Here is a 14,006-nt window from a genome sequence, read left to right on the forward strand (position 1 = left end):
GACCGCCCCGAGCTTCGTCGTCCGCTTCCAGAACACCCCGAGCACCAACACCGGAAACAGACTCGACGCCGCCAACGAAAACGCCGCCCCCACAAGAAACAGGATATTTCCCGTATTGAGCGAAGCCTCATAAGAAGCAAACAACGCCACGCCCAACAACTATATCTTCGATATGGTGACCCTTCGCTGACTGCTCGCAGTCTTGTCGACCATGCAGTAATAAACATCGTGCGAGAGCGCATTCGCGATCGTCAGCAGCAAGCCGTCGGCTGTAGAAAGCGCAGCAGCCAACGCACCCGCCGCGATCAAACCGGACATCACATACGGCAACCCGGCAATCTCCGGCGCAGCAAGCACCACCATATCCGGCTGCATCTGAATACCGGACCAGCGCACAATGCCATCGCCGTTCACATCGCCGATATGAATCAGATACGGCTCCACCTTGCGCCATTGCATGACCCACGTAGGAAGATCGGCGAACTTGTGCCCAACAATTCCCGTCAGCATCTCGTACTTGATCAGCACCGCGAGCACGGGCACGGTCACATAAAACAGCGCGACAAAAAACAGCGTCCAGCCAACCGAGCGCCGCGCGGAAGCCACAGATGTGGTCGTGTTATAGCGCGTCAGGATATGCGGTAAACTCGCGGTCCCCAACGACAAACACAGCAACAACGACAAGAAATTCCGCCTGTGCAGCCGGGCGCTTTCATCGTCGGAAGGGGGGAATGCTTCAGCCACCGGCACCGGTGGCGCGGCGCGTTCGAGCATCGCATCGCGAGCGCGGATCCATTGCACATTCGCCTCAGCGGGCGTCTTCGGAAACGACGCCAGTTCGCTTTCCCGCTCGTTGATATCGCGCAACGGCCCGTTATGCCGGCGCAAGTCCGCTATCTCCTCCATCAACTGAGCCTGCTCGGTATGAAACGACGCGGGCAATTCATCGATCTGTGTCTGGATCTCCTGCGCCTGACGCCGGTAATCGTCGCGGACCCTGGCTTCTTCTGGCGAGTGTTCAACCGCGCGCTCGAGCACTTCCACGCGCTCCAGCAAGCGCCCATACGAAAGCTGCGGCAACCAGCCGAGCCCCTCGCGATGCGCGATCATCGACACAGGAATCAGCATGGCGCTGATCAGGATGATGTACTGCGCGACTTGCGTCCACGTGACCGCACGCATGCCGCCAAGAAACGAGCACACGAGAATACCGGCGAGCCCGCAGAAGATCCCGATAGCGAAATCGATACCGATAAACCGCGACGCAATCAGCCCGATGCCCTGGATCTGCGCGACAAGATAAACGAACGAACACAGGATGGCCGCGAACGCCGCGATCCCTCGCACGAGGTTGCTGGAAAAGCGCGTGCCGAGAAAGTCGGGGATGGTGTAGCGAGCAAGCTTGCGCACATACGGCGCAAGCAGGAACGCAACGAGACAATAGCCGCCAGTCCAGCCCATCATGTAGGCGAGCCCGTCGTAACCGGTTGCGTAGATGGACCCGGCCAGCCCGATAAACGACGCCGCCGATAACCAGTCCGCCGCGGTTGCCATACCGTTGAACGCGGACGGCACGCGTCGCCCGGCCACGTAATACTCGACCAGATCTGACGTCCGCGACAACAAACCGATCACGGCGTACACAGCTATTGGCACGAACAGGAACACGTAACCGATCCACATGCCCGGCCCGGTCACGCGCTCGATGCGCGCCATCACATAGATGAACAGGAAGAAGCCCAGCGTGTAAAGCGCGTAGGCCCGGATGAGTCGATGGGTGAGCTTCATCGGCAATTCATGGCTCGGGCTTATCGATGGCAGGCACTGCAAGCAGGGCAAGAGTCCGTTGCAGACGGGCATCAGCGAATTGCATCAGCACGATATACACCACGATCAACGCCACATAAACGAGGATTGCCCCCTGTGCGCCAAAGTAGAACGGCAACGGGAAGCCTGCGAAACGCACGTGAGCGAGCTGCGTCGCCATGAGCGGAATGCCGAACGAGACCGCGAATCCGATCAGCATCAGCACCGATATCAGCGCAAGATTCATTCGCCAGTACACCCGATGCGCGTGCGCCATCGCCTCCGTGACGGGCGGTGGTCCGGCAAGACTCGAAGCAGGCGGTGGAATTGAAGACATGTGCTTATCTACCAAATGCTTTAAGAAGCGGCAATCGGGATCGACATCGTGCGCCGGTTGGAAGTACAGGCTCGCGATGCAAAAACGGCTCCCTGAAACAGGGAGCCGTTCTTTCAAGCCAGATGATACTAAAGCCAAATTAATGCGCTTCACCGAGTTGATCGAGGATCGCGGGATTCTCGAGCGTCGAGATGTCTTGCGTGATCTCCTCGCCCTTCGCAAGCGATCGCAGCAACCGCCGCATGATCTTGCCTGAACGGGTCTTGGGGAGGTTCTCTCCGAAACGGATGTCCTTCGGTTTCGCGATCGGACCGATCTCCTTCGCGACCCACGCGCGCAGTTCATTGGCGATCTGCTTGGCTTCATCGCCTTCAGGGCGCGAGCGCTTCAGCACGACGAACGCGCACACTGCTTCGCCGGTCGTATCGTCGGGACGGCCGACCACCGCAGCCTCCGCCACGATCGGATTCGACACCAGCGCCGACTCGATCTCCATGGTCCCAAGCCGATGCCCCGACACGTTCAGCACGTCGTCAATCCGGCCCATGATCGTGAAGTAACCCGTGTCCTTGTCGCGCACCGCGCCATCACCGGCGAGGTACAGCTTGCCGCCGAGCTCTTCAGGGAAGTAGCTCTTCTTGTAGCGGTCCGGATCGCCCCACACGTTGCGCAACGCCGACGGCCACGGCCGCTTGATAACCAGAATCCCGCCCTGCCCGTTCGGCACGTCCTGACCGGTTTCATCGACGACAGCCGCCATGATGCCCGGCAACGGCAGCGTGCAGGAACCCGGAACTAGAGGCGTTGCGCCCGGCAGCGGCGTAATCATGTGGCCGCCGGTTTCGGTCTGCCACCACGTATCGACGATAGGACAAACACCGCGGCCCACGTTCTCGTGATACCACATCCACGCTTCCGGATTGATCGGCTCGCCGACCGTGCCGAGAATGCGCAGCGAAGACAGATCGAAGCTCTTCGGATGCACTTTTGCATCGGCTTCGGCCATCTTGATGAGTGAACGGATAGCGGTCGGCGCGGTGTAGAAAATCGTGACCTTGTGCTTCGCGATCATGTCCCAGAAGCGCCCGGCGTTCGGGTAGGTCGGCACGCCTTCGAACACGACCTGGGTCGCGCCAATAGCGGTCGGACCATATGCGATGTAGCTATGCCCCGTGATCCAGCCAATGTCGGCGGTACACCAGAAGACGTCGTCCGGCTTGGCGTCGAAGGTCCACTTCATCGTCTGCGCGGCCCACAGCAAAAAGCCGCCGGTGCTGTGCTGCACGCCCTTCGGTTTGCCCGTGGAACCGGACGTGTAGAGAATGAACAGCGGATGTTCGGCGCTGACCCATTCCGGCTCACACGTATCGGATTCATGCTCGACCAGCTCGTGCATCCAGAGATCGCGGCCTTCGTGCCATTGGATCTTGCCGCCCGTGCGCTTGTACACAACCACGCTCTTGACCGCATCGCAACCGCCGGCTGCAATGGCTTCATCGGCGATATTTTTCAGCGGCAACGCTTTCCCGCCGCGCATTTGTTCGTCCGACGTAATGAGCGCAACGGCGCCCACGTCCACGAGCCGTTCGTTAAGCGACTTCGATGAGAACCCGCCGAACACGACCGAGTGCGTCGCACCGATGCGCGCGCAGGCTTGCATGGCGACTACGCCTTCCACCGACATCGGCATGTAGATCACCACGCGGTCGCCCTTCTTCACGCCGCGCTTTTTCAGCGCATTGGCGAAGCGGCAGACGCGCTGCAGAAGATCCTGGTACGTGACGTTGACGACGGCGCCGTCATCGGCTTCGAAGATGATCGCGTTCTTCGTGCCATGCCCGGCTTCCACATGACGGTCGATGCAGTTATACGACGCGTTGATTTCGCCGTCTTCGAACCACTTGAAGAACGGTGGATTCGATTCATCGAGCACGGTTGTGAACGGCTTGTGCCAGCTAAGCGTTTCGCGTGCAAGTCGCGCCCAGAAGCCTTCGTAATCGCGTTCGGCTTCGGACGTCAAAGCCTTGTACGCGTCCATGCCAGAGATCGCTGCGCCGGCCGTTGCTTTGGCCGAAGGCGGGAAAATACGGCGTTCCTGGAGTACGGATTCAATCGCAGACATCGACAACCCCTTCTTTGATGGTGAACCTTGATGGTGAATCTGTTAGCCGCGATTCCGAAGCGCAAGCTCCGAAGCCGCTATGTCTTCAGGCGTGGACGGCATACGCGTGTTGCCAGGCGTTATGCCGTGTCTCCTGCCTCTGTGCGTGGCCTGCTCGTGCAGCGCAGCATACGCGCGCCAGGCTTCATACCGGGAAGATAAGCCGCGCGCCTTACCCGCTACTTACGCAATCCAGCCAATGACCACGGGGTATACACGTAGGGGCCGGCACTTTTACAATGCGGCCCTTTCAACCCATTAATACAATGATGCGCTTTGCTCTCGCGCGCTGCTTCGCTTGGCTACTTCCGGGCCACTTTCATTAAGCGCGATCCATGACGCGCCACGCCATGTTAACTGAACTCGCCGTCCGGATTCCAGCTTGAATCGTTACGCGCTGTACCTCATCGCAGCCATGCTGCTGGTTGGAAGCAATGTCGGCGTCGGCAAGTCGGTGGTTGCTTTCATTCCCGTCTCGCTGTTCGCGTTGCTGCGTTTCGTCATTGCAATGGCGGTGCTCTGGCCGTTGCTGCGTCCCGCGAAGATCAGGCTGGTCGAGCGCGGCGAGTGGGCCAACTTGTTCCTGCAGGCGTTCTTCGGCACCTTCATGTTCACGCTGCTGATGCTCAACGGCGTACAGCGCACGAGCGCGGTCGCGGCAGGCGTGATCACCAGCACGATTCCGGCGGTCGTCGCGTTGTTCTCCTGGTTGTTCCTGCAGGAACGCCCGAACGGGCGTGCGTTAATTTCCATCGCGCTCGCTATTGCCGGCGTAGTCGTGATCAACGTCTCACAAGGGACGGCCGGCGCGCACGGAGCGGGTAGCGCGTCACACGATACTTCGTTGCTCGGCAACCTGATGGTGCTCGGCGCGGTATGTTGCGAGTCGTTCTACGTGATTCTGTCGCGACGCCTGACGCAGACGCTTCCCGCCATCGATATCTGCGCCTATACGCATTTCTTCGGCTTCTTGCTGATGCTCCCGCTTGGGTTTTCGGCGCTCGTCAGCTTCGATTACAGCAGCGTCAGCCCGAGTGTCTGGAGCCTCGTGCTCTGGTATGGACTGTCGGCGAGCATCTTTTCGTTCTGGCTGTGGATGAAAGGTATCCGGCACGTGGATGGCAGCCTCGCCGGCGTATTTTCCGGCCTCTTGCCGATCGCGGCAGCGCTCTACGGCATTGTGTTTCTTGGCGAACGGCCGACTATCGCGCACGGAATCGCACTGGCGTGCGTGGTCACCGGGATAATCCTGGCCAGCATGAAGGCGAAAACCGCGCCGCAGATGATTTCTTAACCGGGACGCCTTCCAAATGGGTTCCGCACGCGTTTGGCACACGCTTGGCACGTGCGTCGGAACCGCCACTGAGAAGGTTTTGGAGCCCGCGCCGCATGCGGGCTTGCTCAGGGTTGACCCGCAACCCGGCGGCGGCGGCGCGCTACAATACCGGGCTTTCTCAAAAAAATGTGCATGAAATCCCGGTTCGCCCGGGTTCGCACTCGCCACGACCAAAGCAGTTACTCGAATCAACCAACCTTCCACGACCCGGCACCGCTCATGTCCGCATCCCCGAACATCCCCGGCACCCGTCCTCCCCGCCCTTCAATGAAGCCGCTTCCCGCCGTCATTTTCATGAGCCGCTGGCTTCAGGTGCCGCTGTATCTCGGCCTGATCGTGGCGCAGGGCGTCTACGTCGTGCTGTTCCTAAAGGAGGTCTGGCACCTCGTCACCCACATGACGACGCTCGACGAGACCAACATCATGCTGGTCGTCCTCGGCCTGATCGACGTGGTGATGATCTCGAACCTGCTGATCATGGTGATCGTGGGCGGCTATGAGACCTTCGTCTCACGACTTGGCGTGGAAGGTCACCCCGACCAGCCGGAATGGCTCGATCACGTGAACGCCGGCGTGCTGAAGGTCAAGCTGTCCATGGCGCTCATCAGCATTTCGTCCATCCATCTGCTGAAAACCTTCATCAACCCGGACCAGTACTCCGAACACGCGGTGATGTGGCAGGTAATCATCCACGTGGCGTTCCTCGCGTCGGCGCTGATCATGGCGTGGGTCGACCGTCTGACCACGCACACGCATCCGGAGCATTTTCATGAGCCTTCCGGCACGCCCGCGAAGGCGCACGAGTAAGCAGCAGAACAACACCCATGAGCGCTTCTTAAAGCGCCGCAAACAGTCCCGATAACGTACCGTCTCCACACGTTCAAGCCATGACCATCATCAAGCAGGAAGACCTGATCCAGAGCATTGCGGATTCGCTGCAGCACATCAGCTATTACCATCCGCTCGACTACATCCAGGCGCTCGGCCGCGCGTACGAACTCGAAGAGAGTCCGGCTGCAAAAGACGCCATCGCGCAAATCCTGACGAACAGCCGCATGTGCGCGGAAGGCCATCGACCGATCTGCCAGGACACCGGTATCGTCACGGTGTTCGTGAAAGTGGGCATGGACGTGCGGTGGGCGAGCGAGTCAGGTTCGGCCACCATAGGCGTCACCGACATGATCAACGAAGGCGTGCGCCGCGGTTACCTGAATCCGGATAACGTGCTGCGCGCATCCATCGTGAGTCCGCCCGAAGGCGCGCGCAAAAACACGAAGGACAACACGCCAGCGGTGATCCACTACGAGATCGTCCCCGGCGATAAAGTCGATGTCCAGATCGCAGCCAAAGGCGGCGGCTCGGAGAACAAGACGAAGTTCGCTATGCTGAATCCATCGGACTCCATCGTCGACTGGGTGCTGAAAACCGTGCCGTTGATGGGCGCCGGTTGGTGCCCGCCCGGCATGCTCGGCATCGGCATCGGCGGGACGGCGGAGAAAGCGATGGTCATGGCGAAGGAATCGCTGATGGACGCCATCGATATCCAGGACGTCATCGCACGCGGACCGCAGGACTGGATCGAAGAGTTGCGCGTGGAGCTGCACGAGAAGGTCAACGCGCTCGGTATCGGCGCGCAGGGTCTGGGCGGCCTCGCCACCGTGCTCGACGTGAAGATCATGGCGGCTCCCACACACGCGGCATCGAAGCCGATCGCGATCATCCCGAACTGCGCAGCAACGCGCCACGCGCATTTCACGCTCGACGGTTCAGGCGTGGCGAAACTCGATGTGCCTTCGCTCGACGCCTGGCCGAAAGTCGAATGGGTCGCAAATACAGAGACGAGCCAGCGCGTGGACCTGAACACGCTGACGAAGGAACAAGTGGCAGCATGGAAGCCGGGCCAGACACTGCTGCTGTCGGGCAAGATGCTGACGGGACGGGACGCCGCACACAAGCGTATTGCCGATATGCTCGCCAAAGGCGAAAAGCTCCCCGTCGATTTCACGAATCGCGTGATCTATTACGTCGGCCCGGTCGATCCCGTCCGCGATGAAGTCGTTGGCCCCGCAGGTCCGACCACGGCCACGCGCATGGACAAGTTCACCGACATGATGCTGTCGCAGACCGGCCTGATCTCGATGATCGGCAAGGCCGAGCGTGGCCCGGTTGCTATCGAGGCAATCAAGAAGCATAAGGCCGCATACATGATGGCAGTGGGCGGTGCGGCGTACCTGGTGTCGAAGGCGATTCGCGGCGCGAAGGTCATCGCGTTTGAAGACCTGGGCATGGAAGCCATCTACGAATTCGACGTGCAGGATATGCCGGTGACCGTCGCCGTTGATTCGACCGGGACCTCTGTCCATCAGACGGGTCCGAAGGAATGGCAAGCAAAGATCGGCAAGATTCCGGTCGCGACGGTTTAAACTACCGTCTCAGCAGTACGCGTTAAAGAGAGCCGGGCCACGTGCCCGGCTCTTTCATTTTCGGGCTATTGCGCAGAGAACCATTTTCATTCTCATTTCACTCCGCGGAAATACGAAATCTCCGCTAAATAGCGGGGAAAACACCATTTTTCATGTTGGCTTTTTAAACTTGAGCGGTTATGTTTGAAAAGCTGAAACGCCCACACAAGGAACTAACATGCAAGGCGATATCAAAGCCCTCGAATACCTCAACCAGCAGCTGAAGAACGAGCTGACTGCGATCAACCAGTATTTCCTGCATGCACGCATGTACAAGCACTGGGGGCTGGAGAAGCTCGGCAAGCATGAATACGATGAGTCGATCGGCGAAATGAAGCATGCCGACTGGCTGATCCAGCGTATTTTCATGCTCGACGGCCTGCCGAACCTTCAGGACCTGCACAAGCTGCTGATCGGTGAAGAGACCGAAGAAATCCTTAAGTGCGACTTGAAGCTCGAACAGATTTCACAGAGCACGTGCAAGGAAGCGATTGCGTATTGCGAATCGGTTCGCGATTTCATCTCGCGTGAAATTTTCGTGAAAATTCTCGACGATACAGAAGAGCATATCGACTGGCTGGAAACGCAGATCGATCTGGTGGCGAAGGTCGGCATCCAGAACTATCAGCAAACCATGATGGGCGAGAACGAGTAAACTACCGGCCACAATGCCCTTCGACGCCCTTCGTTCAGCGATTAGCTCCGCTGGCAGTTCTGCTGTTAGTTCTGCGGTTAGCTCAGTTGCCAGTTCCTCTCCCGAGGCGGCAGGTTCGAGCGCGCCCGTGGCTATTTTCGATTCGGGCCTCGGCGGTTTGTCCGTGTTGCGCGCAGTGCGCGCCGCCTTGCCGGACGAACGGCTGATCTACGTTGCGGACTCGTTGTATGCGCCGTATGGTGAACGCGACGACGACTTTATCGCCGACCGGACGCTCGCGATCGGCGAATGGCTGGTGTCGCAGGGCGCGAAGACGCTGGTGGTTGCATGCAACACGGCGACCTCGCAGTCAATCGCTGAAACCCGCGAACGCTTGCCCATTCCTGTGATCGGCGTGGAACCGGGTATCAAGCCAGCAGCGCTCACGTCGCAAACGCGCGTGGTGGGCGTATTGGCAACAGCCGTTACATTACGCAGCGCGCGCTTTCAAGCGCTGGCTGAACGCCATACCAGTGATTGCCACTTCATCCTGCAACCGGGGCACGGCCTCGTGCAGGCAGTGGAACGTTGCGACACGAATTCACCTGAACTCGTTGCGCTGCTGCGAAGCTACGTGCAGCCCATGCTCGACGCCAACGCAGACACCCTGGTGCTCGGCTGTACGCACTACCCCTTTCTCGATGAAGCCATCCGCTCCATTTCCGGCGACCGGCTCAAGCTAGTCGATACGAGTGTCGCGATTGCGCGGCAACTCGAACGGCAACTGGATTCGTTCGGACTGCGTGCCGCGCCTGCTCAGGCTCAAGCTCATAATCAAGCTCAGGCAGTCGAATTGCCGCGCTTTTACTCCACCAACGACGGTCGGGCTCTGCGGCAACTCGCAGCGTCGCTGCTCGGACTGGATGTAACTGTCGAACACATCGTGATCCCTTCACGGCGGACGCTGGCACTGGAATCCGATCCGGTCTGAGGCCGCATTTCCAGATGGCCTCAACCGATCCCAAACCGCGGATTCCTCGCTCCAGGCCTTGAAATCCCCCTTCAAGGGCTAAAAAAACCCTTCGAAGCGCGCGGTTTCAGTTTTTTACACAAGCACGGCGCCTTGTGCGACAAGCCTCTGCGCCCCGTCCCTTTTTCCCGCCCACTCCACACCGAAAAAAACCGTGCACCCCTATTGCCAACCTTCCCATAAGGAATGATAATAATTCGCATTAACGTTAGCTATTGCGGTTAATCATGATCGTCTGTGTGTGCAAGTCAGTGTCGGACAGAAAGATTCGCGCCTCGATTGCGGATGGCGTTGCTACCTTCGACGAACTGCAATTCGAACTGGGGGTTGCCATGTGCTGCGGCAAATGCGAAGAAACCGTGCGCGACGTAATGTTGCAAAGCGGTTGCGCGTCGCATTGCGGCGCTCGCGGTGATCAGCATCAAGCGGTACCGCTGACGTTCTACGAACGCAAGGCCGCGTAAGGCCGCTCCAGGTCAACGGGGATTCGACCGGTGCTGCGTTACTGCACTGCAATGACTATGCAGAAGCTCCGGCGCGTGATTTTCAAGCCGATCGTCACCCGTCGCCAGCCTTTCCAGGGCTAAATCGCAGTCCCCGCTTCTCCGCCCGCAAGCCAGGTCACATTAAGCCAGCCCGCCAACCCCCGTCCAAGGAGGGAATGATGGAATTGCTGATCGGTTTCGTGGCCACGCTGTTTATTTCTCTGCTCATCTTTCGAAAATGAAGTCCTCCAGTCTCACATGCTGCATGGGCTTTCGCTGTTCGTACGGTGTCACCGCCGTAGAACCACGCTGATATGCCGTCTCCCCTGATCTCGCCCGGCAACTCGGCCGCGGCGCTTAACGCTCACTCCTCCCGTTCGATCGAATCCCCAGGCCTCAATCCGCGTGTGATTGCCGCGAGTGTCGCTGTGGTGGCGATTCACGTGGCTCTGCTCGCGGTGGTGCTCACGATGCGAAATGAGCCGCCGCAGCTCGCGATCGTTTCGAAGACGATCACTGCCGAACTGATCAGTCCCGCGCCGCCGCAACCTGTCGCAGCGCCTGTGGCCATTCAGTCGACGCCCGTGCCTCCGCCGCCGAAACCGGTTCCACCGAAGCCGCAACCGAAGCCCAAGCCGGTCATTCAGCCGCACGTGAAGGCCGCGCCGACTCCGTTGCCGGAAACCACGGCGCCCTCGCCTGTTGCGGCAGCCGCGCCTGAGCCCGCACCTGCTCCGCCTACGCCGCCCGTTGCGGCAGCGCCGGCTGCAGCGGCGCCGGCTATCGGGCGTCCGACCATGGAGCTCAACGCGCCGAAGGACGTCGCGCATCTTGAATGCAACATCGCGGTGCCAGACTATCCGGCGATGTCGCGGCGTCGCGGGGAATCGGGGACGGCGCTGGTGAAATTCGTCGTCGGGCTGACAGGAAAGATTGAGAACATCGAGTTGAAGAAGAGCAGCGGTTCGTCGCGACTGGATGACGCCGCGCTCGACGCCATGCGCTCAAGCGCATGCAAGCCCTACAAGGAAAACGGCGTGGCGATCCGCGCTGCGTATTCCCAGCCGTTCGTATTTGGTTTGAACGACTAGCGCGACCGTCGAGACCAATCCAACGAACGCTGAACAACACAAAAAATTCGACCTAATTTCTAGATATCTACAGGAACTGCAATGCAAAACTACGGCTTGGCGCATGTCTGGGCGCAAGGGGATTTCGTCACGCGGGGTATCGCGCTCGCGCTGGCGATCATGTCGATCCTGTCGTGGACAGTGATTCTGGTGAAGGGCCTGAACGTGGTGCGCCTGAAGCGCCTCACGAAGAATGCGGAGCAGGCGTTCTGGCACTCGGATGATTTCGCCGACGGCATCAAGAAGCTGAGCAGCCATTCCTCGAGCGCGCAGGACAATCCGTTCCTCGCGCTCGCCCTCTCGGGTCAGGACGCCGCTGATCATCACCATCAGACGCAACCGCATCTGCACGACCGCATGGACGTGTCGGACTGGATCACGCGCTGCCTGAAGGACACCATGGACGAAGGCGTCGGACGCATGCAGGCGGGGCTCGCCGTGCTCGCATCGATCGGCAGCACGGCGCCGTTCGTCGGTTTGTTCGGCACGGTGTGGGGGATTTATCACGCGTTGCTGACCATTGGTGCAACCGGTCAGACGTCCATCGATCAAGTCGCAGGACCCGTCGGCGAGTCGCTGATCATGACGGCGTTCGGCCTGTTCGTCGCGATTCCGGCGGTGCTCGGTTACAACGCGCTGACGCGCGGGAACAAGACCATTGTCACGAAGCTGAACCGTTTCGCGCACGGCCTGCACGCGTTCTTCGTGACGGGCACCAAACTCGCGTCCAGCAAGCGCGGAGACGGCCTGCGCCTGGCTACGCAACACGCTGCTAGCACTGCGACGGCGCCCGCTGCCGGGTCTACGTCCGGATCCAAGCAGCCTGCATCGCGTGTGAGCTAAGGGGACGTCGCCATGGCCATGAGCCCTTTCTCCAGTGACGAGGACGACGGCATGATGAGCGAGATCAACATGACGCCGCTCGTCGACGTCATGTTGGTTCTCCTGATCATCTTTCTTGTCACGATTCCCGCGATCAACCATGCGGTGAAAATCGACTTGCCGAAGGCGAGCAGCCAGCCGCAGGACACGAAACCGGCACATGTGGACGTTGCTGTCGAAGCGGACGGAACGGTGCTCTGGAATGACCAGAAGGTCGACGACGCCGCGCTGCAGTCGCGCATCGCCGACGCATCAAAGCAGACGCCGCAACCGGAACTGCGTTTGCGCGCGGATCGCAAGGTGCCGTATGAGCGTGTTGCCGATGTGATGTCGGCTGCGCAAGGCGGCGGGTTATCGAAGATCGGCTTTGTCACCGAGCCGAAGGCGGGCGGGAAGTAGCGCGGCACGATTTGCGCGCGTACGGGCTTCGAAGAGTGTCGAAGCCCCTTCCGAAGCCCCAAAAGTAAAAGGCCTTCATCGCAATGATGAAGGCCTTTTTTTGTGTGCGCGCCGGCACATTCGGGCTAGCGTTTACTTTGGCGTCGAGACATTCGAATCCGCAGTATCGCTGCATGCGACAGCCGTGCTCGACACGGACAGCGCGATTAGCCCTATCAGGCCTACTATAAAAGCGGCCGTGAGTTTTCGCATAAGCAGCTCCTTAGCGAAGAGATTTCAATATAGCGCCCGAGCACAGCACGTTCAAGGCAGCAGCGATTGAATCTGACCATCGCAAGTGCACGCTTCAATGTCAGAAACTTACGCATACGGCGCGATTAGTCACACTGTTTCGCGAGCGGGCTCCGTGGGGAGAGGACATTCTCCCGGGAAGCGATTGCTGTCATTGATCGACTCGACAAGAAAATCGACGAAAGCGCGAATTGCCGGCACCATGCCCTGCCGCGATAAAAACACCGCATAGAGTTGCGGCGCCGGAAAAGTCCACCCGGGCATGACGGGTGACATCTGGCCTGTGCGCAACGCAGCGCCGTACATCATCTCCGGCAACGCGGCGATACCTACGCCACGCAGCACCGCTTCGCGGATCATGCCGAGGTCCGCGGTGACAAGGCGCGGTTCGTGCTCGAATTCGTGACGCGTGCCGTCGGGCGCGGTCAGGCGATAAACGTGGCGGCCGTCGGTGGCCGGGACGTCAATCGTATCGAACTGCGCCAGCTCCGACGGCGTGAGCGGCGGCGCATTCGGCTTGAGCAGCGAGGGGGCTGCCACCAGCATTTGTTCCGTGCGCCACAGCGGGCGCGCAACGATTGTCGAATTGACGGGAGGTTCCGAGCGCACCCGCAATGCAACGTCAATAGCATCTTCGAACAAATCGATCACGCGATTCGTTACGCTCAAAACGACGCGAACCTCGGGGTATCGATGCAAAAAATCGGGCATCACCTCCGACAAAAACGTCTGCGCGATCGTCACCGGCACGCTGACCCGCACACTGCCGCGCGGCGAATCCCGCAGGCTATGCACGATATCGACAGCGGCCTGGGCTTCGGCCAGCATCGCCTTGCAATGCTGGTAGAAGAGTTGGCCGGCCTCGGTCAGTGCGAGTTTTCGCGTGGACCGCTGCATCAAACGCACACCCAGCGACGTCTCAAGCTCCGACACGCGCCGCGACAAGCGCGACTTCGAGATACCCAGCACCCGCTCCGCCGCCGAGAAACCGCCGTGCTCGACAACGTACGAAAAATACATCAGGTCATTGAGGTCATGCGAATCAGGTTTCAT

At 59.8% G+C, this 14,006-nt stretch carries 12 protein-coding genes and 1 pseudogene; 9 read left to right on the top strand and 4 right to left on the bottom strand.

The features are described 5' to 3' along the window. From JWR14_RS22760 to acs, 3 genes and pseudogenes are all read right to left on the bottom strand, one after another. Nucleotides 1-1,788 (bottom strand): annotated as a pseudogene (locus tag JWR14_RS22760) (VC_2705 family sodium/solute symporter); the annotation flags it as partial. Between the two features lie 7 nt (nt 1,789-1,795). After that, nucleotides 1,796-2,143: a DUF4212 domain-containing protein gene (locus JWR14_RS22765; RefSeq protein ID WP_299712311.1), complete on the bottom strand. Its 348-nt coding sequence runs from the start codon at nt 2,141-2,143 to the stop codon at nt 1,796-1,798. A gap of 139 nt (nt 2,144-2,282) precedes the next feature. Further along, nucleotides 2,283-4,265 carry an acetate--CoA ligase gene (acs, locus tag JWR14_RS22770; RefSeq protein ID WP_299712314.1) on the bottom strand — a complete coding sequence of 661 codons (1,983 nt, stop codon included), beginning with the start codon at nt 4,263-4,265 and terminating at the stop codon, nt 2,283-2,285. Nucleotides 4,266-4,686: 421 nt separating this feature from the next. On the opposite strand from acs, the gene JWR14_RS22775 reads away from it, so the two are divergent. The 9 genes from JWR14_RS22775 (at nt 4,687) to JWR14_RS22815 (ending at nt 12,662) form a co-directional block, all read left to right on the top strand. Beyond that, nucleotides 4,687-5,598 (top strand): DMT family transporter, encoded by a 912-nt coding sequence (locus JWR14_RS22775; protein WP_299712317.1) that lies wholly within the window; start codon nt 4,687-4,689, stop codon nt 5,596-5,598. A gap of 261 nt (nt 5,599-5,859) precedes the next feature. Beyond that, nucleotides 5,860-6,447 (top strand): TIGR00645 family protein, encoded by a 588-nt coding sequence (locus tag JWR14_RS22780; RefSeq protein ID WP_299712320.1) that lies wholly within the window; start codon nt 5,860-5,862, stop codon nt 6,445-6,447. Between the two features lie 80 nt (nt 6,448-6,527). Then, a complete protein-coding gene (locus JWR14_RS22785; RefSeq protein ID WP_299712323.1) occupies nt 6,528-8,063 on the top strand; it encodes a fumarate hydratase in 1,536 nt (511 codons plus the stop codon). A gap of 217 nt (nt 8,064-8,280) precedes the next feature. Continuing rightward, a complete protein-coding gene (bfr, locus tag JWR14_RS22790; protein ID WP_089158863.1) occupies nt 8,281-8,757 on the top strand; it encodes a bacterioferritin in 477 nt (158 codons plus the stop codon). Nucleotides 8,758-8,770: 13 nt separating this feature from the next. Further along, nucleotides 8,771-9,727 carry a glutamate racemase gene (murI, locus tag JWR14_RS22795; RefSeq protein ID WP_299712328.1) on the top strand — a complete coding sequence of 319 codons (957 nt, stop codon included), beginning with the start codon at nt 8,771-8,773 and terminating at the stop codon, nt 9,725-9,727. Between the two features lie 266 nt (nt 9,728-9,993). Then, nucleotides 9,994-10,230 carry a (2Fe-2S)-binding protein gene (locus JWR14_RS22800; RefSeq protein ID WP_299712332.1) on the top strand — a complete coding sequence of 79 codons (237 nt, stop codon included), beginning with the start codon at nt 9,994-9,996 and terminating at the stop codon, nt 10,228-10,230. A 335-nt stretch (nt 10,231-10,565) separates the two neighbouring features. Beyond that, complete coding sequence (locus JWR14_RS22805) at nt 10,566-11,342, top strand: energy transducer TonB (protein WP_299712335.1); 777 nt, start codon at nt 10,566-10,568, stop codon at nt 11,340-11,342. 81 nt (nt 11,343-11,423) lie between these two features. Then, nucleotides 11,424-12,224, top strand: coding sequence for a MotA/TolQ/ExbB proton channel family protein (locus JWR14_RS22810; RefSeq protein WP_299712338.1), 801 nt, complete (start codon nt 11,424-11,426; stop codon nt 12,222-12,224). 12 nt (nt 12,225-12,236) lie between these two features. Next, entirely contained in the window at nt 12,237-12,662 is a 426-nt protein-coding gene (locus JWR14_RS22815; RefSeq protein WP_213761849.1) for a biopolymer transporter ExbD, read from the top strand. Nucleotides 12,663-13,043: 381 nt separating this feature from the next. Here JWR14_RS22815 and JWR14_RS22820 read toward each other — a convergent pair. Next, nucleotides 13,044-14,006 (bottom strand): LysR family transcriptional regulator (locus tag JWR14_RS22820; protein WP_299712343.1); only part of this gene is annotated, 963 nt, incomplete at its 5' end.

The sequence above is a fragment of the Caballeronia sp. genome, from assembly GCF_028292365.1.
GTDB lineage: Bacteria > Pseudomonadota > Gammaproteobacteria > Burkholderiales > Burkholderiaceae > Caballeronia.